This window comes from Streptomyces sp. SD15, assembly GCF_054462255.1.
On record NZ_JBTLMO010000008.1, the window covers coordinates 162,525 to 185,240 of the forward strand.

Annotated in this window: 18 protein-coding genes and 2 pseudogenes; 11 read left to right on the forward strand and 9 right to left on the reverse strand. The window is 70.0% G+C overall.

Features of this window, described 5'->3' with window-relative positions:
* Window positions 1-46 precede the first annotated feature (46 nt).
* Complete coding sequence (locus ACX28W_RS10950) at window positions 47-826, forward strand: SDR family NAD(P)-dependent oxidoreductase (protein WP_458998687.1); 780 nt, start codon at window positions 47-49, stop codon at window positions 824-826.
* A gap of 94 nt (window positions 827-920) precedes the next feature.
* Here ACX28W_RS10950 and ACX28W_RS10955 read toward each other — a convergent pair whose 3' ends face one another.
* A complete protein-coding gene (locus ACX28W_RS10955; RefSeq protein WP_458998688.1) occupies window positions 921-1,802 on the reverse strand; it encodes a LysR family transcriptional regulator in 882 nt (293 codons plus the stop codon).
* A gap of 120 nt (window positions 1,803-1,922) precedes the next feature.
* Here ACX28W_RS10955 and ACX28W_RS10960 point away from each other — a divergent pair, with 120 nt between their 5' ends.
* The 5 genes from ACX28W_RS10960 to ACX28W_RS10980 all read left to right on the forward strand — a co-directional run bounded on the left by ACX28W_RS10960 (window position 1,923) and on the right by ACX28W_RS10980 (window position 7,130).
* The gene (locus ACX28W_RS10960; protein WP_458998741.1) at window positions 1,923-2,594 is read left to right on the forward strand and encodes a succinate dehydrogenase; all 672 of its coding nucleotides are present in this window, start codon (window positions 1,923-1,925) and stop codon (window positions 2,592-2,594) included.
* 1 nt (window position 2,595) lies between these two features.
* Window positions 2,596-4,554: a fumarate reductase/succinate dehydrogenase flavoprotein subunit gene (locus tag ACX28W_RS10965; RefSeq protein ID WP_458998689.1), complete on the forward strand. Its 1,959-nt coding sequence runs from the start codon at window positions 2,596-2,598 to the stop codon at window positions 4,552-4,554.
* Complete coding sequence (locus tag ACX28W_RS10970; protein WP_458998690.1) at window positions 4,551-5,300, forward strand: succinate dehydrogenase/fumarate reductase iron-sulfur subunit; 750 nt, start codon at window positions 4,551-4,553, stop codon at window positions 5,298-5,300. Before ACX28W_RS10965 ends, ACX28W_RS10970 begins: the two co-directional genes overlap by 4 nt.
* Window positions 5,301-5,529: 229 nt before the next feature.
* On the forward strand, window positions 5,530-6,300 hold the full coding sequence (locus ACX28W_RS10975) for a GNAT family N-acetyltransferase (protein ID WP_458998691.1): 771 nt from the start codon (window positions 5,530-5,532) through the stop codon (window positions 6,298-6,300).
* Window positions 6,300-7,130, forward strand: a complete 831-nt coding sequence (locus tag ACX28W_RS10980) for a lysophospholipid acyltransferase family protein (RefSeq protein ID WP_458998692.1) — start codon at window positions 6,300-6,302, stop codon at window positions 7,128-7,130. The genes ACX28W_RS10975 and ACX28W_RS10980 overlap by 1 nt, the downstream gene beginning before the upstream one ends.
* A 253-nt stretch (window positions 7,131-7,383) precedes the next feature.
* On the opposite strand, the gene ACX28W_RS10985 is transcribed toward ACX28W_RS10980, so the two are convergent.
* Window positions 7,384-9,723 carry an ATP-binding cassette domain-containing protein gene (locus ACX28W_RS10985; RefSeq protein WP_458998693.1) on the reverse strand — a complete coding sequence of 780 codons (2,340 nt, stop codon included), beginning with the start codon at window positions 9,721-9,723 and terminating at the stop codon, window positions 7,384-7,386.
* Window positions 9,724-9,761: 38 nt separating this feature from the next.
* Window positions 9,762-10,769 (reverse strand): LLM class flavin-dependent oxidoreductase, encoded by a 1,008-nt coding sequence (locus ACX28W_RS10990; RefSeq protein ID WP_458998694.1) that lies wholly within the window; start codon window positions 10,767-10,769, stop codon window positions 9,762-9,764.
* A gap of 388 nt (window positions 10,770-11,157) precedes the next feature.
* Here ACX28W_RS10990 and ACX28W_RS10995 point away from each other — a divergent pair, with 388 nt between their 5' ends.
* Entirely contained in the window at window positions 11,158-12,126 is a 969-nt protein-coding gene (locus ACX28W_RS10995; RefSeq protein WP_458998695.1) for an aldo/keto reductase, read from the forward strand.
* A gap of 25 nt (window positions 12,127-12,151) precedes the next feature.
* Here ACX28W_RS10995 and ACX28W_RS11000 read toward each other — a convergent pair whose 3' ends face one another.
* Entirely contained in the window at window positions 12,152-13,999 is a 1,848-nt protein-coding gene (locus tag ACX28W_RS11000; protein WP_458998696.1) for a glycoside hydrolase family 9 protein, read from the reverse strand.
* A 513-nt stretch (window positions 14,000-14,512) separates the two neighbouring features.
* On the opposite strand from ACX28W_RS11000, the gene ACX28W_RS11005 reads away from it, so the two are divergent.
* The 3 genes and pseudogenes from ACX28W_RS11005 to ACX28W_RS11015 all read left to right on the forward strand — a co-directional run.
* Window positions 14,513-16,474, forward strand: a complete 1,962-nt coding sequence (locus ACX28W_RS11005) for a ricin-type beta-trefoil lectin domain protein (RefSeq protein ID WP_458998697.1) — start codon at window positions 14,513-14,515, stop codon at window positions 16,472-16,474.
* Window positions 16,475-16,529: 55 nt separating this feature from the next.
* Window positions 16,530-16,643, forward strand: a pseudogene (locus tag ACX28W_RS11010) (LacI family DNA-binding transcriptional regulator); the annotation flags it as partial.
* A gap of 391 nt (window positions 16,644-17,034) precedes the next feature.
* Window positions 17,035-17,166 (forward strand): annotated as a pseudogene (locus ACX28W_RS11015) (LLM class flavin-dependent oxidoreductase); the annotation flags it as partial.
* Window positions 17,167-17,271: 105 nt separating this feature from the next.
* On the opposite strand, the gene ACX28W_RS11020 reads toward ACX28W_RS11015, so the two are convergent.
* The 4 genes from ACX28W_RS11020 to ACX28W_RS11035 are packed head-to-tail and all read right to left on the reverse strand — an operon-like array spanning window position 17,272 to window position 21,677.
* Window positions 17,272-17,439, reverse strand: coding sequence for a hypothetical protein (locus ACX28W_RS11020; RefSeq protein ID WP_458998698.1), 168 nt, complete (start codon window positions 17,437-17,439; stop codon window positions 17,272-17,274).
* A 27-nt stretch (window positions 17,440-17,466) separates the two neighbouring features.
* Window positions 17,467-18,816, reverse strand: coding sequence for a jacalin-like lectin (locus ACX28W_RS11025; RefSeq protein ID WP_458998699.1), 1,350 nt, complete (start codon window positions 18,814-18,816; stop codon window positions 17,467-17,469).
* Between the two features lie 29 nt (window positions 18,817-18,845).
* Window positions 18,846-20,231, reverse strand: coding sequence for a glycoside hydrolase family 43 protein (locus ACX28W_RS11030; RefSeq protein WP_458998700.1), 1,386 nt, complete (start codon window positions 20,229-20,231; stop codon window positions 18,846-18,848).
* A gap of 36 nt (window positions 20,232-20,267) precedes the next feature.
* Window positions 20,268-21,677 (reverse strand): glycoside hydrolase family 43 protein, encoded by a 1,410-nt coding sequence (locus ACX28W_RS11035; protein ID WP_458998701.1) that lies wholly within the window; start codon window positions 21,675-21,677, stop codon window positions 20,268-20,270.
* A 225-nt stretch (window positions 21,678-21,902) separates the two neighbouring features.
* On the opposite strand from ACX28W_RS11035, the gene ACX28W_RS11040 reads away from it, so the two are divergent.
* Complete coding sequence (locus ACX28W_RS11040; RefSeq protein ID WP_458998742.1) at window positions 21,903-22,397, forward strand: phosphatase domain-containing protein; 495 nt, start codon at window positions 21,903-21,905, stop codon at window positions 22,395-22,397.
* 31 nt (window positions 22,398-22,428) lie between these two features.
* Here ACX28W_RS11040 and ACX28W_RS11045 read toward each other — a convergent pair whose 3' ends face one another.
* Window positions 22,429-22,644 carry a dodecin gene (locus ACX28W_RS11045; RefSeq protein ID WP_458998702.1) on the reverse strand — a complete coding sequence of 72 codons (216 nt, stop codon included), beginning with the start codon at window positions 22,642-22,644 and terminating at the stop codon, window positions 22,429-22,431.
* Window positions 22,645-22,716: the final 72 nt, after the last annotated feature.

Genomic DNA, 22,716 nt, shown 5'->3' on the forward strand with positions numbered 1-22,716 from the left:
GGCACCGGGTGCTGCGACACCCGATCCGGACAAGGAGTTGAGCAGGATGAGCGCGGACCTTCAGGGCAGAACCGCAGTGGTGACCGGTGCCAGCAAGGGCATCGGACTGGCCGTGACCCAGAAGCTCGCCGGGGCCGGTGCGACGGTGGTCGCCGGGTCCCGCACCACGTCGCCCGGCCTGGACGCGCTGGTCAAGCAAGGCACCGTGACCTGGGTGCCGGTGGACCTCGCCGAAGCCGGTGCCGCTGAACGCCTCGTGGCGGCGGCCGACGGACGGATCGACGTCCTGGTCAACAACGTCGGCTCGGCCCCCGCCCGCATCGGCGGCTTTTTGTCGGTGACCGACGAGGACTGGCAGCGCACCGTCGATCTGAACCTGCTGACGGCCGTACGGGTGACCCGGGCCGCCCTGCCGCTGATGCCGGCGGAAGGCCGGGCTTCCATAGTGACGATCGCCTCGGTCAACGCCACCCTGCCCGACCCCCTGGTGATCGACTACAGCGCGAGCAAGGCCGCACTGGTCGCCTTCTCCAAGGCGCTGTCGAAGGAGGTCGGCCCCCAAGGCATCCGGGTCAACACCGTCAGCCCCGGCCCGGTGGAGACCGAGCTGTGGCTGGGCGGCGACGGAGTGGCCGCGACCGTGTCGGCCGCCGCCGGGATCACCCCCGACGACGTGGTCGCGCAGGCCGCCCGCGCCGCCGTCACCGGCCGCTTCTCGCAGCCGGGCGAGGTCGCCGACCTGGTCCTCTTCCTCGCCGGCGACCTCGCCCGCAACATCACCGGCAGCGACCTGGTCATCGACGGAGGCTTCATTCCCACCTGGTGACGTCGGCGACGGGGCCTGTCGGCACAGCCGCATCCCCGGGTGAACCGCACGCCGGTCGACGCAGCAGCCGCATCCACAGGGACCCGCACGCAGGTCAGCGCTCCAGCAGCATCCGCTGCAACTCCCTGGCCGCCCGAGGCGGAGCCACATCGCTGCGGTGGGCCAGCGCGATCGTGCGGTGCAGGCCGGGCGGGGCCAGCGGGGTCACCCGCAGCCCCCGCCCGGACCGGGTCGCGACCATGCGCGGTACGACGGCCACGCCGAGCCCCGCCCGGACGAAGCCCAGTACGGCGTCCAACTCGCCGCCCTCGACGGCGAAGTCCGGCTCGAAGCCCTCGGCGCGGCAGGCGGCGACGGTCAGTTCGCGCAGGTCGTAGCCGTGCCGGAACATGACCATGCGTTCGCCCTCCAGATCGCCGATGCGTACCGCACGGCCCCGCCCCGGTGTGGGCGCCTCCCACGACGACACCACCACCAGGTCCTCGCGCAGCAGCTCCACCGTGGTCAGCGCGGGGGAGGGGGTGGGAAGCGGGAACACCACCAGGGCGAGGTCGAGGGCGCCGCGCGCGAGTTCCCGTACGAGATCGTGCGAGCCGCCCTCCTCGATCAGCAGCCGGATGCCGGGATAGCGGTCGTGAAAGGTGCGCAGCACGTCCGGCAGCAGGCCGGTGCACAGGCTCGGGGTCGCGCCCAGCCGGACCCGGCCGCTGCGCAGCTGGGCCAGCTCCTGCACCTCGTGCCGGGCCGTGTCCGCGTCGGCCAGGATGCGTCGGGCCAGCGGCAGCAGCGCCTCGCCCGCGTCCGTCAGCGTGATGTTTCCGCGCGCCCGCAGGAACAGATCCGCCCCCAACTCCCGCTCCAGCGCCTTGATCTGCTGGGACAGGGACGGCTGGGCGACATGGACCAGATCGGCGGCCCGGGTGAAGTGCCGGGTCTCGGCGACCGCCACGAAGTACTGGAGCTGGTGGAACTGCACCCGAGCCACGATAGGCCATCACTATGGAAACGAGCCATTCCATGTCTTGGACCGATCGGCCTTGCCGGGTCTAGCGTCTTCGACATGGCTCTGGCAACGCGGACGGACCGACGACCGTCCATGACGCGCTCCGTGTGGGACAGCTCCGTCGGGAAGAAGACCGTGATGGCCGTGAGCGGCCTGATCATGCTGCTGTACCTGGTCGTCCACATGTTCGGCAACCTGAAGATCTTCTTCGGCTCCGGCGATTTCAACCACTACGCGCACTGGCTGCGCACCCTAGGTGAGCCCTTCCTGCACTACGAGTGGGCGCTGTGGATCGTCCGCGTGCTCCTCGTCGTCGCCGTGGTGGCCCACGCGACCGCCGCCTACCAACTGAGCCGCCGCGACATCAGGGCACGCCCCAGCAAGTACGTCCACAAGAAGCCGCGATCCAGTTACGCGACGCGCACCATGCGCTGGGGCGGGATCATCCTCGCCCTGTTCATCGTCTGGCACATCCTCGACCTGACGACCGGCACCGTGCACCCGGGCGGCTTCCAGTCCGGACACCCGTACCAGAACGTCGTCGACACCTTCTCCACCTGGTACGGCAATGTCATCTACATCGTCGCGATGCTCGCGCTCGGCCTGCACATCCGGCACGGCTTCTGGAGCGCGGCACACACCCTCGGCGCCGGCAGCCGCACCCGCGACCGCGCCCTCAAGACCGTCGCCAACGTTCTCGCGTTGGTGCTGACGGTGGGCTTCATCTCCGTACCTGTCGGTGTCATGACCGGATTGGTGAGCTGACATGACCGTAGCCTCCGAATACGCTGAGTACGCGACCGGTGCGCCGGTCGTCGACAGCAAGGCCCCCGAGGGCCCGATCAACGAGCGCTGGGACACCCGCCGCTTCGAGGCCAAGCTGGTCAACCCCGCCAACCGCCGCAAGCACACGGTGATCGTCGTCGGTACCGGCCTCGCGGGCGGCTCCGCCGGCGCCACGCTCGCCGAACAGGGCTACCACGTCGTCCAGTTCTGCTACCAGGACTCGCCCCGCCGCGCCCACTCGATCGCCGCCCAGGGCGGCATCAACGCGGCGAAGAACTACCGCAACGACGGCGACTCGATCCACCGGCTCTTCTACGACACCGTCAAGGGCGGGGACTTCAGGGCCCGGGAGTCGAACGTCCACCGGCTCGCCCAGATTTCGGTGGAGATCATCGATCAGTGCGTGGCGCAGGGCGTCCCCTTCGCCCGCGAGTACGGCGGCCTCCTCGACACCCGCTCCTTCGGCGGCGTCCAGGTCTCCCGGACCTTCTACGCCCGTGGCCAGACGGGCCAGCAGCTCCTCCTCGGGGCGTACCAGGCGCTGTCCCGGCAGATTGCCGCGGGCAACATCGAGATGCATCCGCGCACCGAGATGCTCGACCTGATCGTGGTCGACGGACGGGCGCGGGGGATCGTGGCCCGCGATCTGATCACCGGTCGTATCGACACGTACTTCGCGGACGCCGTCGTCCTGGCCAGCGGTGGCTACGGCAACGTCTTCTACCTGTCGACGAACGCCATGAACTCCAACGCCACCGCCATCTGGCGGGCGCACCGGCGCGGCGCCTACTTCGCCAACCCCTGCTTCACCCAGATCCACCCCACCTGCATCCCGCGCACCGGCGACCACCAGTCCAAGCTGACGCTGATGAGTGAGTCGCTGCGCAACGACGGCCGCATCTGGGTCCCGAAGGCCAAGGGCGACACCCGCCCGGCGAACGAGATTCCCGAGGACGAGCGCGACTACTACCTGGAGCGCATCTACCCGTCCTTCGGCAACCTCGTGCCCCGCGACATCGCCTCCCGGGCCGCCAAGAACGTCTGCGACGAGGGCCGCGGCGTCGGCCCCGGCGGCCAGGGCGTCTACCTCGACTTCGCCGACGCCATCCGGCGCATGGGCAAGGCGAAGGTCGAGGAGAAGTACGGCAACCTTTTCGACATGTACGCCCGGATCACCGCCGAGGACCCGTACACCGTGCCGATGCGGATCTACCCCGCCGTGCACTACACGATGGGCGGACTGTGGGTCGACTACGACCTGCAGACCTCCATCCCCGGTCTGTTCGCGATCGGCGAGGCCAACTTCTCCGACCACGGCGCGAACCGGCTGGGCGCCTCGGCCCTGATGCAGGGCCTGGCCGACGGCTACTTCGTGCTGCCGTCCACCATCAACGACTACCTCGCTCGCAATCCGCACCACGAGCAGGTCACCGACGAACACCCCGCAGTCCAAGAGGTGTTGGCCGAGACCGAGGACCGGATGCGGCTGCTGCTGGCCGTCGACGGCGACCGCACGCCCGACTCCTTCCACCGCGAAGTCGGCGAACTCATGTGGGAGTTCTGCGGCATGGCCCGCACGGAGACCGGGCTGCGCAAGGCGCTCGAGCGCATCCCGCAGATCCGCGAGGAGTTCTGGCGGCGGATCAAAGTCCCGGGCACCGGCGAGGAGTTCAACCAGTCCCTGGAGAAGGCCAACCGCATCGTCGACTACCTGGAGCTCGCCGAGCTGATGTGCCTCGACGCGTTGCACCGGGCCGAGTCCTGCGGCGGGCACTTCCGCGAGGAGTCCCAGACCCCGGACGGCGAAGCGGCGCGCAACGACGAGGAGTTCTCGTACGGAGCGGCCTGGGAGTTCACCGAAACCGGCGCCGCGCCCGTCCTGCACAAGGAAGACCTGGTCTTCGAGTACGTCCACCCCACTCAGCGGAGCTACGCATGAAGCTCACCCTGCGCGTCTGGCGCCAGCGAAACGCCGACGCCGACGGAGCGATGTCCACCTACGAGGTGGACGGCATCTCGGCCGACATGTCCTTCCTGGAGATGCTCGACACCCTCAACGAGGAGCTCATCCTCAAGGGCGAGGACCCCGTCGCCTTCGACCACGACTGCCGCGAGGGCATCTGCGGCGCCTGCTCGCTCGTCATCAACGGCGACGCCCACGGCCCCGAGCGCACCACGACCTGCCAGCTGCACATGCGGTCCTTCCAGGACGGCGACACGATCGACATCGAACCGTGGCGTGCCTCCGCGTTCCCGGTGGTCAAGGACCTCGTCGTGGACCGGTCGGCCTTCGACCGGATCATCCAGGCCGGTGGCTACATCACCGCCCCGACGGGCGCCGCACCCGAGGCCCACGCCACGCCCGTGCCGAAACCGGACGCCGACTTCGCCTTCGAGCACGCCGAATGCATCGGCTGCGGCGCCTGCGTGGCGGCCTGCCCGAACGGCGCGGCGATGCTGTTCACCTCCGCCAAGATCAACCACCTCAACGTCCTGCCCCAGGGCGCGCCCGAGCGCGAGACCCGGGTGCTCGACATGGTGGCGCGGATGGACGAGGAGGGCTTCGGCGGCTGCACCCTCACCGGGGAGTGCGCCACCGCCTGCCCGAAGGGCATTCCGCTGTTCTCCATCACCAGCATGAACAAGGAGTGGCTGCGCGCGAGCCGCAAGTCGGGCAGGCGTTAGCCGTACGTCGTTCGCCGGCAAAGTGCGGACGGGCGGGACCGGGGGTGGTGCTCAGCCCCGGTCCCGTCTCGCGCTTACGGGCACCCCTGGCATTCAGCATCCCCACATCCCGTCTCCTGGCGCACGTCACGCGCAGGCCAATCGGCATCGGAAGAACAGGAGCGCGCAGACCGCACCGAGCCGGTCTGCCGACGCTGAGCCGAACCAGGCCCGTGACCAGGAGAGTGCCATGACCGGCGTTTCCACCCTCGACAGCCCCCCGCAGCCCGTGGCCCCCACCCGCTACATCGTCACCCTCGCCCGCTCCGAGGCCGACGTCCGGGCCGCGCAGCGGCTGCGTCACGACGTCTTCGCCGGGGAGATGGGCGCCCTGCTGACCTCCCCGCAACCGGGCCTCGACATCGACGCCTTCGACGCGTACTGCGACCACCTGCTGGTCCGGGACACGCTGACCGACCAGGTCGTCGGCACCTACCGGCTGCTGCCGCCGGAGCGGGCCGCGATCGCCGGGCGGCTGTACTCGGAGAGCGAGTTCGACCTCGGCCCACTCGACGCGATCCGCCCGGGACTCGTCGAGGTCGGCCGCTCCTGCGTGCACCCCGACCACCGCGACGGCGCGGTCATCGGCCTCATCTGGGCCGGGATAGCCCGCTACATGGTCGACGGCGGCCACGAATGGCTCGCGGGCTGCTGCTCGATCCCGCTCGCCGACGGCGGCGCCCTCGCCGCGGGCGCCTGGGACCGGGTCCAGGCCAAGCACCTGGCGCCCGAGGAGTACCGGGTACGGCCGCTGCTGCCCTGGAACCCGGACGGGGTCGCCCGCTCCGCACGCACCGAACTGCCCCCACTGCTGCGCGGCTACCTCCGCCTCGGCGCCTGGGTCTGCGCCCAGCCCGCGCACGACCCGGACTTCGGGGTCGCCGACCTGTACGTGCTGCTGTCGATGCGCCGGGTCAACCCGCGCTATCTGCGGCACTTCCTCTCGCTCGTACCGGCCTGATGAGCGTCTGGCTGCCCAGCGCGCCCTGCACCCCGAGGGCGTGTGTGGAAGCGGCGGGGTCCGTGACCGCCGTACCGCGGGCCGTGCTGCGCCTCACGGCGGTCCTCGTCCTGCTCCTCGTCGGGGTCGTGCTCTGCCCGATCGGCGGACGGATTCCGGCCAGGGCGGTCAGGGTGTGGTCGCGGACCGTCGTCCGGGCCGCGGGCGTCCGGGTCCACATCAGAGGTACCGCCACACCCACGGGCGGGCTGCTGATCGTCGCCAACCACATCTCCTGGCTGGACATCCCGCTCCTCGCCGCCGTCCGGCCGGCCCGGATGCTGGCGAAGTACGAGATACGGCAGTGGCCGGTGGCGGGCCCGCTGGCCGCGCGCGGCGGTGTCCTGTTCATCGAGCGCGACCGGCTGCGCGCCCTGCCGGGCACGGTCGCCAGGATCGCCGACTTGTTGCGCGGCGGCGCCGCGGTGGTGGCCTTCCCGGAGGGCAGCACCTGGTGCGGCCGGGAGCAGGGCCACTTCCGGCGGGCCGTTTTCCAGGCCGCGCTCGACGCGGGAGTGCCGGTCCAGCCGGTGCGCCTGCACTACCGGCTCGCCGGGGGAGCGGCGAGCACCGCGCCCGCCTTCGTCGGGAACGACTCGCTGCTCGCCTCGCTGTGGCGGGTGACCTCGGCGCGGGGGCTGGTGGCGGAGGTCGAGGTGCGGCCCGCGCTCGCGCCAGGCAGCCATCCCGACCGGCGGAGCCTGGCCCGCGCGGCGGAATCCGGCCCGTGCGGCGCAAGGGGGGTGCACTCGCCGACGGCAGCACGCGCGGCGGTCCCCGCACACCTCTGACACCCCCGCGCGGACATCCCGCCCAGGTCCTGTCGTCACCTTCCCGTCGTCCGCCCGGAGGGCGGGCCTCGCGCCCGCCGCGGAGCGGCTGATGTTTGCCGTAGGTGCGTGCTCTCGGCGTGCCGGGCGCAGACCCTCGTACTGGTTGTACGTGGGTCTGCGCCCGGTGCGGCGGGTGGGGGTCCCCCCTGCTCGAAGAGCTTGGGGGAGCGTGCATGGCGTCGCGAGGCAGGCGGGAATGTGACGACAGGCCCTAGGGGGCCGGAGCGAGCGCGCGGGCGAGATAGGGCGCCGTCGTGCTCCCTTCCGTCCGCGCCACCTCGGCCGCGGGCCCCGCGGCCACGATCCGCCCGCCCGCGTCCCCACCGCCCGGACCCAGGTCGATCACCCAGTCCGCGCCCGCCACCACCGTCATGTCGTGCTCGACGACCACGACGGTGTGACCCGCGTCGACCAGGCCGTGCAACTGACGCATCAGCACCTCGACATCGGCGGGGTGCAGGCCGGTCGTCGGCTCGTCGAGGAGATAGAGCGTGTGGCCGCGGCGGGCGCGCTGCAACTCACTGGCCAGCTTGACGCGCTGCGCCTCGCCGCCCGACAACTCCGTGGCGGGCTGGCCGAGTCGCAGATACCCGAGGCCCACGTCGAGGAGCGTGCCGAGGCTGCGGGCGACGGCCGGGTGGTCGTCGAAGAACTCCGCCGCGGTCTCCACCGTCATGTCCAGCACCTGCGCGATATTCCGTCCGCGGTACGTCACGTCGAGCGTCTCCGGGTTGTAGCGCGCCCCACCGCAGTCCGGACACGGCGCGTACGTGCTCGGCAGGAACAGCAGCTCCACGCTGACGAATCCCTCACCCTGACAGGTCTCGCAGCGTCCGCCCGCGACGTTGAAGGAGAAGCGCCCTACACCGTAGTCACGCCTGTTCGCCTCCGCCGTCGCGGCGAAGACCTTGCGCACCACGTCGAAGAGACCGGTGTACGTGGCCAGATTCGAGCGGGGCGTACGGCCGATGGGCTTCTGATCGACGCAGACGAGCCGTCCGACGCCCTCCAGTTCCTCCGTCACCGCACCGATGAGGGTGGACTTGCCGGAGCCGGACACCCCGGTGACGGCGGTGAACGCGCCGAGCGGGAACTCCGCGGTCACGCCGCGCAGGTTGTGCCGGGTCACCGGCCCCACCTTCAACTGTCCCCGCGCGGAACGGATTTCGCGTACCGGCGTGGGGGAGTGGCCGAAGAGGAAGCGGGCCGTGGCCGACTCCGCGACCTCCGCCAGCTCCGCCACCGGGCCGCTGTGCAGCACCCGCCCACCGTGCTCGCCCGCCCGCGGACCGACGTCGACGAGCCAGTCGGCACCGCGTACGACATCGAGGTGGTGCTCCACGACGAACACCGAGTTGCCCGCCGCCTTGAGCCGGTCCAGCACGGTGAGCAGGGCCTCCGTGTCCGCCGGGTGCAGGCCCGCGGACGGCTCGTCGAGGACGTACACGACTCCGAAGAGCCCGGAGCGCAACTGCGTCGCCAGCCGGAGCCGTTGCAGCTCACCGGAGGAAAGGGTGGGGGTGGGGCGGTCGAGGCTGAGGTAGCCGAGGCCGAGTTCGACGACGGGGCTGATACGGGCCTTCAGATCGTCGGTGAGGACGCGGGCCGTTTCCCCCCGCGGTGGAAGGGACTTGGCCAGCTCCGTCAACGGCAGCGCGGCCAGCTCGGCGATCGTCCGCCCCGCGAAGGTCACGGCCAGCGCCTCGGGCCGCAGTCGGCTGCCACCGCACACCGGGCAGGGGGCACTGGTCAGGAACCGCTCCGCCCTGGCCCGCAACGACTGGCTCTTCGAGTCCGAGAACGTCTTCATCACATAACGCCGGGCGCTCATGTACGTGCCCTGGTACGGACGTTGGATCCGTCCCGCGTCCCGCACCGGATGCACGGTGACGACCGGCTGCTCGTCCGTGAACAGAATCCACTCCCGCTCCTCGGCGGGCAGCTCGCGCCATGGCCGGTCCACGTCGTGGCCGAGCGCGTCGAGGACATCGCGCAGGTTCTTGCCCTGCCAGGCGCCCGGCCACGCGGCGATCGCGCCCTCACGAAGGGACAGCGACGGGTCCGGGACCAGCAACTCCTCGGTCGTACGGTGAACTTGGCCCAGCCCATGGCACTGAGGACAGGCACCGGCCGCCGTGTTCGGGGAGAAGGCGTCCGAGTCGAGGCGTTCGGCACCCTGCGGGTAGTCGCCCGCGCGCGAGAACAGCATCCGCAGCGAGTTGGAGAGATTGGTGACCGTGCCGACGGACGAGCGGGAGGTGGGCGCCGAGCGGCGCTGCTGGAGCGAGACCGCAGGCGGCAGCCCGGTGATCTCCCCGACCTTCGGCGCCCCGACCTGGTGGATCAGCCGCCGCGCGTACGGCGCCACCGACTCGAAGTACCGCCGCTGGGCCTCCGCGTAGATCGTCCCGAAGGCCAGCGAGGACTTGCCGGAGCCGGAGACACCGGTGAAGACGGCCACGACGTCGCGCGGGATGTCGACGTCCACACCCCGCAAGTTGTGCTCGCGGGCGCCCCGGACGCGGACGTACGGGTCGTGAGGGCTGTGCATCGGCTGGACTCCTGGTGCCTGGGACAAACCCCACCATCCTAGGCGGCGGCCAGGCCCGCGACCCGGGCGAGCCTCCGGTAGGAGTCCAGCAGCGCGTCCCGGTCGAACGTACTGGTCGTGACCAGCACCTCCTGCGCCCCCGTCTCCTTGATCAGTGTCTCCAGTTCGTGGGCGACCCGCTCCTCGGTGCCGGCGATGTGACCGGTGAGCCCGGACTCGTAGAAGCCCCGCTCCTTGTCGGTCATCGAGAGGTTCTCGACGCGCTCGGCGGGCGGCAGCGGCGGGAACGTGCCGTGCGTACGGGAGTGCGCCATCGACCAGGCCTCCGGGAGCAGCAGACGGCGCGCCTCCTGTGGGGTTCCGGCGACCGCCACCGTGCCGGAGACCACGACGTACGGCTCCCGCGCCCAGACGGAAGGGCGGAACGTCGCGCGGTAGTGATCGATGCCGCGCCGCATCTTCTCCTGGTTCCGGAAGTCCCCGATGACCATCGGCAGGCCCGCCCGCGCCGCGATCGTGGCGCCCTCACCGATGGCGAGCACGAAGGGCGGCACGGTCAGGCCCTCCGCCGGGCGCGCGTGCACCCCGCTCGACGATGTGCCGCGAAACCAGCCGAGCAGTTCGGCGAGCTGCGCGGCGAAGTCGTCGGCGTGGTCCTTGTCCCGGCCCAGCGCCCTGCGTACGCCGTCCGTGAAACCGACGCTGCGACCGAGCCCCATGTCTATTCGGCCGGGGAACAGGGACTCCAGTACGCCGAACTGCTCGGCCACGACCAGCGGTTGGTGGTTCGGCAGCATCACGCCGCCGGTGCCGACCCGGATCGTCCGGGTGGCGGCGGCGACCGCGGCGGCCAGCACGGGGGGTGCGGAGCCGGCCACTCCGGGCACACCGTGATGCTCCGAGACCCAGATCCGGTGGTACCCGAGCCCCTCCAGGTCCTGGGCCAGGCGCACGGTGTCGCGCAGCGCCTCGGGCGCCGCGTGCCCCTCGCGGGTGCGGGAGCGGTCGAGGACGGAGAAGCGGGTGGCCGCGATCACTGAGCTCACACCAGGTTCAACGCCTCAGGCGCGCGGGGATTCCCGGTGTTCGCTACCGAGGGAGCAGCGGCGGTACGGCCGGGACCGAAGGGTCCCTCGGGCTGCCGTACGCGGCTCTCGATGACGCCCTCGAGGACCACCTCGGAGCCCCACGGGACGTCGAAACCGGTCAGCCGCGTCCGATGAGATCGATCCGGGACGTGCCGACGTTCTGCTTGCCGAGCGGGCGGGCCGTACGCTGCTGGAGTTCCGCGCGACGGCACGCGGACGGGCCGGTCGAGCCGAGGGCGTGTTACCGAACCGCGATGGGGAATGGCTTCCCCGGGGCTCCTACCTGCGGCTTGCCGAGGCCGCGAAGCCAGGAGCTGCTTCACCCCCACGGAAAGCAGGAGTGAGCATGCAGTACGTGAAGCTCGGTTCGACGGGCCTGGACGTGTCCCGGATCTGCCTGGGCTGCATGAGTTTCGGGCTGCCCGGCCGAGGGCCCCACGAGTGGACCCTCGACGAAGAGGCGTCCCGCCCGCTGATCCGCCGGGCGCTGGAGGCCGGGATCACCTTCTTCGACACGGCGAACGTCTACTCCGACGGCACCAGTGAGGAGATCGTCGGCCGCGCACTGGTGGACTTCGCGCGCCGGGACGAGATCGTCATCGCCACCAAGGTGAACGGCGCCATGCACGACGGCCCCAACGCCCGTGGCCTGTCCCGCAAGGCCGTCATGACGGAGATCGACAACAGCCTGCGCCGGCTGGGCACCGACTACGTGGACCTGTACCAGATCCACCGCTTCGACCCCGCCACTCCCGTCGAGGAGACGATGGAGGCCCTGCACGACGTGGTGAAGGCGGGCAAGGCCCGTTACATCGGGGCGAGTTCGATGTACGCCTGGCAGTTCTCCAAGGCCCAGTACACGGCCCGGCTGCACGGCTGGACGCGGTTCGTCTCCATGCAGAACCACTACAACCTCCTCTACCGCGAGGAGGAGCGCGAGATGCTGCCGCTCTGCGCGGACCAAGGCGTCGGCGTGCTGCCCTGGAGCCCGCTCGCCCGCGGCCGCCTCACCCGCGACTGGGCAGCCACCACCGAGCGCAGCCGCACCGACGAGTACGGCAGAAGGCTCTACCCGGACGGCGACCGCGAGATCGTCGACGCGGTCGCCCGGATCGCCGCCGCGCGCGAGATTCCCCGCGCGCGGGTCGCCCTCGCCTGGCTGCTGCGCCACAGCACCGTGACCGCGCCGATCGTCGGTGCGACCAAGGCGGGGCATGTCGACGACGCGGTGGCCGCCCTCGATGTGGAGCTCACGGAGAAGGAGATCGAGCAGCTGGAGCAGCCGTACACGCCCCGGGCGATCAGCGGCCACTGATCAGTCCGTCAGGTCGTGGGACTGGTCAGCTGGGTCCGGCGGGGCAGTCGGGCTCGGCGGCGTAGGCGGCCAGCCACGCCAGCGGCGCGTTCCAGTTGACGGCCACCTCATTGGTCGAGTACGAGCCGATGTCGTCGATGTAGCAGGCCGCGGGCGCGCAGCCGGGCAGGTGCTCCTGCGCGACGGGGTCCTGCAGTCCGCTGTTGGGTCCGCCCGCGAGGGAGCCCGCCGGAGGGTTGGGCAGCGAGGCGTCGTACTGGTGTGCCCAGAAACGGTGGTGCTGGTTGCGGGAGTACCGCTCCCCGTATCCGGTGACGTACGACTGGCCCAGGGCGTTGCGGCCCAGGAGGTAGTCCATCGACTCGAGGACTCCGGTGCGGTAGCGCCGGTCGCCGGTCAGTTCCTGTGCCACGGCCATGACGATCGCGTTGTCGGTGACCGCGCTGTTGGAGCCCCAGACGTATCCGGTGGCGGGGATCGGCACGGCGTATCCCTGGCCGGCCATGGTGGCCAGATAGCCGTCCGCGGCGGCCGTCACCGAGGCGCGGACGCGTGCGAGGTCGGACGCGGGCAGCTCGCTCCGCACGGTCGCCAGCGTGATCCTGCCGAGTGCGGCGGTGTCGGACCAGCTGAAACCGCCGGCCGGGAAGGCGGTCGACGCGGTGTGCCAGGGGGAGGAGGTGACCGCGTCCCGGTAGGTGCGCTCGCCGGTCGTGGCGTACAACTCGGTGGCGGCCCAGTAGAACTCGTCGGTGACCTGGGAGTCGCCGTAGGCCCCGCCGCCCGTGCTGTCCGAATCCGGCGCGTACTTCGCGGGGTTGGCCCGCGCCGCCGTCCACGCCTTGCGCGCCGCGGTCTGGCACCGGTTCGCGAACGCGGTGTCGTAGGGCCGGAAGACGCGCGCGCACTGGGCGGCCGCGGCAGCGAGGTTGAGGGTGGCGGCGGTGGACGGAGCGTGGAGTTCGCGCGGCTGGGCGTCCTGTTCGGGGCGGGTGGGCAGACCGGTCCAGGTGGCGTCGTGCACTTTGTGGAAGGCCATTCCGGCGTACGGGCGGCCGTCCGGCACCTGCATCCGCATCAGGAAGTCGAGCTCCCAGCGCGCCTCGTCCAGGATGTCGGGTACGCGGTTGCCGCGTTCGGGAACGCTCAGCGTGGCGTCGCCCAGCGCGGACTCGGTGCCCGCTCTTTTGGCCCGCTCGAAGGAGTTGACGAGCAGCCAGGTGGAAAGGCCGCCGTTGACGACGTATTTGCCCTGGTCTCCCGCGTCGTACCAGCCGCCCCTGACGTCCTGGGTGTAGTCGCACACCCCGGTCTGGCAGGGCACGTCGACGTCGCCCTGGTTCGGCGCGACCCCGAGATGACCGGCGGGCCGGGCAGACGTGGGGCCCACCAGAGAAGCCTCGACGGGTATGCCGCTGCGCTGGTGGTAGAAGAAGGCCAGTGCGTCGGAGCGGAGACCGGCGTAGAGATTCGCGCGAATGTCGAAGGGATCGCTGACTTGCCCGTCGGCCACCAGGACGTAACCCGAAGCGGCCCGTCCGTACGAGGAGAAGTCGGCGACCTGGGTCGTCTGCCCGGAGGCCGTGTCCGTATTTGTGCCTGTGCTGACGGTCGACCCCGAGGCGACCACCGCGCCCGAGGCGTTGCGCAGCTGCCAGGTGAGCGGCTGGGCGGCGGGGGTGACCACGGTCGCGCGCTTGGGCCCGTCGGGCAGGTAGCCGACTTGGTTGACGTGTACGGAGGTTGTGGCCGCGGCGGCGGAAAGTCCCGCCGCATCGGGGGCAGCCGTCAGGCCGCCGACGAGCAACGCCCCCGCGAGCAGGGCGGCCGCCAGGTGTTTTTGGCGGTTGCGGGGCAATGGGAATACGGGCATGAGCGGCTCCCAGCGGGTGAAGTGAATCCGATACCGCTGTCACGAGAGGGTGGACAGCGGGAATTGGGAGCGCTCCCATGGTGAGCATTGCATGGGCATGTCAGGGCGTCAATGGGTGCGAGAACGCCTTTCCGGCCGTCACTGGCCCTCGTGACGGGTGTCGCGAGGAGTGCGGGTCTCGGCCGAAGGTTGTATGGGATTCCGAATTTCTTTGTGGAGACTTCGGCTGACTTTCCGTCAATCCGCCTACGCCGCAGCGGAATAGGAGAGTGACGAGATCTCTTGTTTCGGTGAGGTGCCCTGTGCAAAGGTGTGCGTTGTTGGCGTGCAGACAAATTCGCTTCCTTCTGCGCGCACACGGTGTGCCCGCTCACCCCTCGCTTCAAAAGGGCTGTCTGAGGCGGTGTTTTGCGGTAACAACCCCCCCATGGGTAGTCCCTCCGCTTCGTCGGGCGGGCTACATACCCATTGGTATGGACTATTTCCTGCGTTACCTTTGGGAGGAAAGCGGACGTGAATGACGCAGCACTGTCTCATTCCCCAACACCCGCTCGCTTGTTCGACGTTTCGGATGAGCGGCTCGCGGTCGAACTGAAGAAGAGCTCGGGGAAGACGCCCGCGCACCATCCCGTCGGGGAACTCCTGGACCGCCACTGGGAAGCGGTCTTCTCCTACGCACGACTGTGCACCAACGGTGTACGCCCCGCCGGAATGCTCACCACGGCCGCTTTCACCCGACTGTTCGGCGAATCGCTTCGGCAGACCGGACCGACGGCTGCCTGGCGGCCGCAGTTGCTGGTCACCGTGCGCCGAATGGGCGCCGAATGGCTCGCGGACCAGCGTCGGGAACTGCTCCATCCCGAGCTGCTGGCCGGTGACGACAGCGTGGAGCGGGTCGCGGCGCGACTCCTTCCGCCGGAGGGCAGACGGCTGTTGTCCCGGGCGTTCCAACGGCTTACGGAGCCCGCCCGCTGCCTGCTGTGGCACGTTGAGGTCGAGGCCGATCAACTGGCCCTGCCCGCAGCCCTGTTGGGCATCGGCGACGACGACGCCGCCGTGGAACTGCGGCGGGCCCGGGAACGCCTGCGCGAGGGCTGCCTGGAGATCCATCGCGAACTGGCCCCCGAGGAGGAGTGCCTCCACTACCACCGGATGCTGGATGTGTCCCTGCGCCGCGGCGGCATCGACCTGGACCCCGATCTGCGTCGGCACATGGGCCGTTGCCGGCACTGCCGGTACACCGCCGACCAGTTGAGCCTGTTCAACGGCGAACTCGCCGCGCCGCTGGCCGAAGCCGTGCTGGGCTGGGGCGCCGCGGCCTATCTGGCGTCCCGCCCCGGAAGCGTCACCGTCACCGCCACCGCCACCGCGATCGTGGAGGTGACGGCGGCCGCGGCCGCGGCCCCCGTGCCCGGCGTGAACGGAATTCCGCCCCTGCCGAGCCATCTCCCCCTCCCGCCGAGCGCCCCCCCGCGCCCGGCACCTCGACACCAGTCGCCCGCCGACTCCCGCCCGCCGACGCACAAGGCCCCCCGACGCTCCCCGCGCCGCCGGAACATCGCCCTGGCCGCGCTGACCGTGAGCGGTCTGATCCTGGTCCCGCTGGTCCTGTGGGTCGGCCAGAGCTCGAGCGGCGAGGACGGCATGGCCGACAACACCGGACCTTCGGGCTCGCCCAGTTCGGGCCCGGCCAAGGCGTCCGGCGCGAACCCGTCCTGGATAGGCGCCGACGAGACGTCGAACGGCGCCGTGCGCGGTCGGCTGCGCAACACCGAGACCGGGCTGTGCATCGGCATCGTGGGCAAGAAGCCCGTGAAGGGAGCGGAGACCGCACTCACGCCGTGCTCCTCGGCCGCGAGCCAGGAATGGTCGTACGAGAAGGACGGAGTGCTGCGTGACGTGGCCGCCCCCGACCTCTGCCTCGACTCCCACCTCGGCTACTCGGTCCAACTGGCGCCCTGCACGGGCAAGTCGCAGCCGGGCACCAAGAACGTGCGCTACGACTTCACCCTCCAGGGCGCGGTGGTGCCACGCTGGAACCAGGATCTGGCCCTCACACCCGCCTCCACCGAGGGCGAAGCGGCACTGGTCCTCAAACTCCGCGAGAACGACGCCGACCAGCACTGGACGTTGGACACCTCCTCGCCCTCGCTCCAGATGGAGGCGGTCAACTGGGACGCCGACCAGGACGTCACCGCACCGGTGACCCACGCCCCCAGGAAACCCTCGACGACACCGTCGCCGAGCAGCACGCCCACCCCCTCGGCCAAGCCGTCGTCGACGCCCGCGCCGACCTTGTCGACATCGGCGTCCTCATCTCCCACGTACGGCTGCTACCCGTACAACTACTGCCCGCCGACCACTGGACAGTACGGCTCACCCGGTTATGAATACGGCGGCTACGGATACGGCGGATATGGCGGATATGGATACGGCGGTTACGGAAACGAGGGCGGTCAACGAGACCACCACTGACCGGTGTCGTCGGCCTTAGGGTGAGCCGGTGAGCGCAGCGATCGGACTCAAGGAAGTGGCCGAGCGGGCCGGGGTGTCCATGCGGACGGTCTCCAATGTCGTACGGGGTACCGGGCGTTTCTCCGAGGCCACCCGGGAGCGGGTGCTGCGAGCCGTCGAGGAACTGGGATACCGGCCCAACACCGCCGCGCGAGGACTGCGCACCGGCCGCAGCGGAGTGCTGCTGCTCGTCGTGCCCGAACTGACGATGCCTTACTTCGCGGAGCTGGCCGAGCAGTTGCTGAGCCAGGCCGCCGCGCACGGGTGCACACTCCTCGTGGAGTGCACCGGCGGCCGTCCCCAGGACGAGCTGGACATCGCCCTGGGGCGCACCGATCCGCTGGTCGACGGCGTGATCCTCAGCCCACTGGCGCTGGACGACCGGAGCGCGGCACGCGCCGCGACGCGGGTGCCGCTGGTGCTGCTCGGTCTGCACTGGTTCCTGCCGACCACCGGCGATGACCGCTCCGTGGTCGGCGTGACCGCGCGCAACTCCCTCCAGTCCCGCGTCACCACGCGCCCTCGACCACGACGCCCGCTACGCGCGCACCGACGAGTTCCTGAGCCTGCTGCGCAGGGCGTGGAGCGGGGAGTCGTACGACTTCGAGGGCGCGCACTACCAGGTGAGCGGCGGCCAGTTGCGCAGGCCCCCCGCGGAGGCCTGGGCGGAGGCCGACCGGATACTCGCCACGCTCGACCCGGCGGCCATCGCCGCCCACGAGCGCTTCCGCACGGGTCGTACGGTCTTGTGCAGCACGTCAGGCCCTCCGCAGCGCGCGCCGCTGCACCCAGGTGAGCAGCGCGATGAGCGCCATGAACACCAGGGACTGGGCGGCGGCGTAGCCGAACTGGTTGTTGGAGAAGGTCGTGTAGACCCGGGTCGAGAGAATGTCGAGGCGTGACGCGGTAGCCGGGGACCCCGCCACGCCCCTCGAGGCGTGGCGGGGAACCGGTCAGCGCTGGGTGTAGATGAAGCCGATCTTGTCGACCTCGTCGCCCGTACGGCCATGGAATCCGGCGATCTGCCAGCCGGTCGGCGCGGTGCGGGTCACGCAGTCCGAGGTCGTCGTGCCGCCGGCCAGGCTGCGGCCGAGGTTGGTGGTGAACTTCGCGGAGAAGATCCGGGTGTTGCCGTCCTTCACGCCCTGGCACAGCTGCGCCGAGGTGAGGTACTCGCCGCTGCCGAGAGTGAGGGACGACGCGGTGCCGCCCGTGCCCCCGTGCGTCAGCGTCGTGCCGTTGCTGAGCGTCAGCCCCATCTGGTCGACGCGTGAACCGGCGCGCAGCGAGACGGCGGTGGCCCCAGCGCCGGCCGGCACGCTGTCGATGTCGTTGAAGTAGTTCCCGTGCGGGCCGCCGAACTGGTCGCTGAGCTGGTAGGCGGAGTTGCGCGACCAGGTGAACTTGGCGGTGATCGGGTCGTGGTCGGAGAGCATGAGCCCGTCGGAGGTGAGGAAGCTCGCGTGCTCGTTGTTGTAGCTGGTGGCGTTGAGCGAGACCAGCTTGCTGCCCCGGTAGAGGATCTTGTCGACGACCTCGCAGGTGTTGGGCACCGTCGGGCCGGTCTGGTCGCAGACCAGCGCGTCGCTGCCCTTGGCGGGCGGGGTGCCGCCGCGGACGAGCTGTACCCAGGCGTCGGTCAGGCCGTTGGCCGCGTTGAACTCGCGGATCGTGTCGCCGGAGCGGGTGTAGCGCGTGTTCGTGTCACCCATGACGACCACGGCGTTGCCCTTGGAGTGGCTCTGGATGAACGCGGTGAGCTGGTTGAGGTTGTCCGCCCGCGAGGCCAGATCGCCGTCACTGGTACCGGCGTTGGTGTGCAGGTTGTAGAAGTCCACGTAGACGCCTTCGGCGAGGCGCTCGCGCATGAACGTGAAGCCCTTGGGAGTCAGGCAGTCGCCCGAGTCGAGCTGGCAGGAGTTCCAGTCGCCCCGCTCGAAGTCGTCGGAGTCGTAGGAGATCTTCGACAGGGTGTTGAGCCCGCTGCCTATGCCGGCGCCGCCACTGGTGGCGGTGCGGTAGGCGTGGGTGGTGTCGGCGGCGTAGAGGTACGCGTGGTAGTTGAAGTCCTCCTGCACCTGGACGATGTCGTACGGGGCGATCCGCTGGCCGATCGCCGTGGTGCTGGACTCGCGGGGGGTCGGGGCGCTGGAGATGGCCTCGGGCAGCCCCGCGACGTTGTAACTGAGCACGTTGAACGTGCCCGAGTCGGCGGCCGCCGCGGTGGGGGCGGTCGCCGTGAGCCCGCCCAGAGCGGCGGTCGCCGCTGCCAGAGTGGCGAGGAGTCTGCGGAGAGGTGACATGGGGGGTGTCTCCTGGGGACGAAGGGGGATCAGTACCCGACCGAGAACGTGGCGTCGGCCCTTTCGGTACTGGTGGAGATGGGATCGATGCGCAGGACGTAGCTTGCGTGCCGGATGTAACGGTCCGGATGGTTGAAGGAGCGGAAAGATGTCCAGGAGGTGTCGGCCAGGCCCGCCGTCCGGTAGAACGTGGCGTCCTGGGCGAAAGCGGTGGTGCTGTCGTTCACGTCCAGCCGCAGTTGGTAGTTGTAGTGCCGCAGGTAGCGGGTCGGGTAGTTGACCGACTGGAAGGACACCCCCGAGCTGTCGGCGAGCCCTGGCACGAGCTTCCACTGCGAGTCGGTGTACGGGTCGAACGGGTACTCGTCGATCCGGCCTACGTAGTCGGAGTGCCGGACGTAACGGGCCGGGAAGTTATAGGACTTGATCCGGTTCCACGACGGTGTGCCGTACCTCGCCACGAGGTTGTCGTACTCGGTCGTGGTGATGGTCTGGATGGTGCAGTGCTTGGAGTTGAGCGGCTGGGTGTAGAGGCGCTGGTCCACCGCCGTCCAGGTGCCCGCGGCGAGGTCGGTGGACTGCCAGGCGTAGAACACGCCGTTGGGCGTGTAGGTGTCGCCCCAGAGAAACCAGTTGCTCGATGTCTGGGACTTCACAAGGGTCGGGGCCTCGGTGCCGCCGTGCGCGACCGGCGTGCTGAACACGGTGAAGCTGCCCGGGTTCAGGGAGGTGGACCTGGCGCCGACCAGTGTCTGGTCCTTCTTGAAGTACAGGTAGTTCACGCCGTTCACGCCCACGGCGAGGTCGCCGTCGATCACGTCGTAGCCGGGGTCGAAGAAGACCTGCGCGGCCGATGCCGTGACGAAGTCGGTGGTGTAGTTCACCATGATGACGTTGTGGCCACTGGAGTTGACGGCCGAGTAGATGATCCCGTACTGGCCGCGCCCCGCGTCCCAGAACGCCTCAGGGGCCCAGCTGTGGGTGGCCATGTCGTGCAGCTTCAACCGACGGTAGCCGGTGAAGGAACGCAGGTCGGCGGAGTCCCAGACATGGATGTATTGACTCTGCAGGCTCCAGTCGGTCCCCTTGAGGTCGGTGGCGATCACCACGAAGGTGCCGTCCTGCTTGCGCATGATGAACGGGTCGCGCAGACCGCCGGTGCCCCCGGTCGGCGTCACGACCGGGTTGTTCTGGTTCAGCGGGGTCCACTGGAGCGAGTCGGTGCTGACGGCCAGGTGGAGGCCGTAGTCGGCGCCGAGCCAGTTCGGGGACTCGGTGAAGTAGCCCATGACGTACGCGGTTGTGGCCGCGGCGCGCGCGGACGGGGCGCCGATGGCAAAGGACGCGGTCAGGGCGGCCATCGCCCCCAGCACGGTGCGGCGGGACGGCTGGAGCGGGCCGGTGCGGTCACTCATCGGGGTTCTCCCTCTCTTCTCCGGCTGTTGCGGCGGTCATGCCCAGGCCGTCACGGGGACGAAGGAGCTGTCCTGGCGGAACAGGTCGGTGCCGTCGGAGATGTCCACGCGGAGCTGGTAGTTGTAGTGGCGCAGGTAGTAGCCCGGGTAGTTGTACGACTCGAAGCGCAGCGCGCCGTCGGGCGTGCCGGTGCGGGCGATGAACGTGGCGTCCTTGGCGAAAGTCGACGTTCCGTTGTTCGCGTCGAAGCGGGCCCGGAAGTCCCAGTGCCGCAGGTAGTTGCCGGCCGTGTCCCGGAAGGAGTAGCCGTTCGCGTCGGCGAGGCCCGCCACCACGGTGAAGGTGGACGCCTGCTTCTCGGCGGTGCTGCTGGAGGCGCTCACCACGGGAAGGTTGAGCAGCGCCGACTGCCCCTGCCAGTAGCGGGTGGTGTAGTTGCCCGACCGGAAGGAACGCGTGACGTTGGTCGCCAGGTTCACCCCGCCGGAGACCGTCTCCTTGATCACGGTGAAGTGCCGGGCCTTACCGGAGACGCCCGGCAGCTTCCTCGGCGCGCTCCAGGTGGCGAAGGTGTCGTAGCTGTCGCTGTAGTAGTAACTGCCGTCGCCGTAGCCGTCGAAGAAGATCCGCCAGGCGCCGTTGTCGAGCTGGACCAGCGCGGGCCCCTCACGCGTGCCGCCCCAGCCGGCCCAGTCGCCGGTCCTGGTGATGGTGTAGGGCCCCGTCAGGCTGGTGGCGGTGGCGTACTCGATGTACTTCGTCGTCTCGTTCTTCGGGAACGCGTGGTACGTGGAGCCGATCTTCACGATGAACGTGTCGATGTGGTTGGTGCCGATGCCGGACAGGCCTACAGGTGAACTCCACCCGGTGAGCGCGGAGTTGGTCGCCTTCAGTACATACGGCGTGAAGATCCACTCGTCGGCGGTGGTCGAGCAGGACACGATGACGTTCACGCTGCCGTCGCTGTCGACGAACCACTCGGGCGCCCACGCGCGGGACAGGTTGGCGACGGGGACCGTGTAGTCGTACAGGAAAGTCCAGTTGGCCCGGTCCGAGCTGCGGGCGAAGCCGATGGTGGTGCTGACGTCCTGCCAGGTGTGCGTGGTGTACGTGATGTAGTAGTAGCCGTCGGTGTGCTTGAACACGCTGGCGTCGCGGATGCGGTTGCTGGGCGGGGTGTAGGCGGACGCCTTGACGAGACGGAAGTCCGTGGCGTCGTCGGACTGGTAGACGTTCACGGTGCCGTCGTTGCTGTTCAGGAACGGCACGATGGTGTAGCGGGTGGCGGAGCCGTGGGCGGGTGCCGCCGCCCCGGCCGTGCCCAGCAGTCCGGGCAGTTCGCCCAGGACGAGTGCGGTCGCGGGGAGCGCGACCATCGCGCGCAGCAGACTGCGGCGGGAGGGCGTGAGGGGCGTCGAGGACGCGTTTCGGTCGGGGGTGATCATGACGCGGCTCTCCTTGTCCGGGGGGATTCACGTGATCCGCCGCATGCCGAAGAGTCGGGGTGGTGGTGTCCCTCCACCGTCCCGCATGTTCGAAATACCGAATGTCGTGCGACAGGCCGCGCGAGGGTTCACGTTAAGGGCTCGCCCGGTGTTGTCAACAGTCCTTGGAGAGACAGAAGTTGTGAGGCACTGCCTAGGGTGGTCCGCGTGACAAGGACCACCAGGATCACGGCGTCGGGCCGGTCCAGGCCGCTCGCCGTGTTCGACGTCGACGGCACGCTCGCGGACACCGCGCATCGGCAGCGGTTTCTGGAGCGCGAGCCCCGGGACTGGGACGCGTTCTTCGCGGCCGCGCCGCAGGATCCCCCGCTGGCCGAGGGCATGGCCCTGGCGCTGAAAAGGGCGCAGGACTGCGAGGTGGTCTACCTCACCGGCCGCCCCGAGCGCTGCCGCCGCGACACCGTCGACTGGCTGGCCGCCCAGGGGCTGCCCGAGGGGCGCATCTGGATGCGCCGCAACGACGACCGCAGGCCCGCCCGCCGCACCAAGCTGGACATCCTTCGTGGGCTCGCTCGCGACCGAGAGATCCGCGTCCTCGTGGACGACGACGAACTCGTCTGCGACGACGCGGAGCGGGCCGGTTTCAAGGTCGTACGGGCGCGCTGGGGGACCGCGTCCGCGGCGCTGAAGGACGCGCAGGAGCGGGAGGGGCGGGCCTGAGGGGTACGCCGCCCGGGACGGGCGGTTCGGGTCAGGCGCTGTCCTCCAGGCGGAACCCGACCTTCAGGCCGACCTGGTAGTACTCGATCGCCCCGTCCACGATCTGCCCCCTGACCTGCGTGATCTCGAACCAGTCCAGGTTGCGCAGTGTCTGCGAGGCGCGGGCGATCCCGTTGCGAATGGCCTGGTCGACGCCCTCGTGGGAGGTGCCGACGATCTCGGTGACCCGGTACGTGTGGTCGGACATGCGGGTGCTCCTCTCGGCCGTGACGGGTGTGCCACCCGTCATTCCACGGTGCCCCACAGGGGCGTGGTTCGC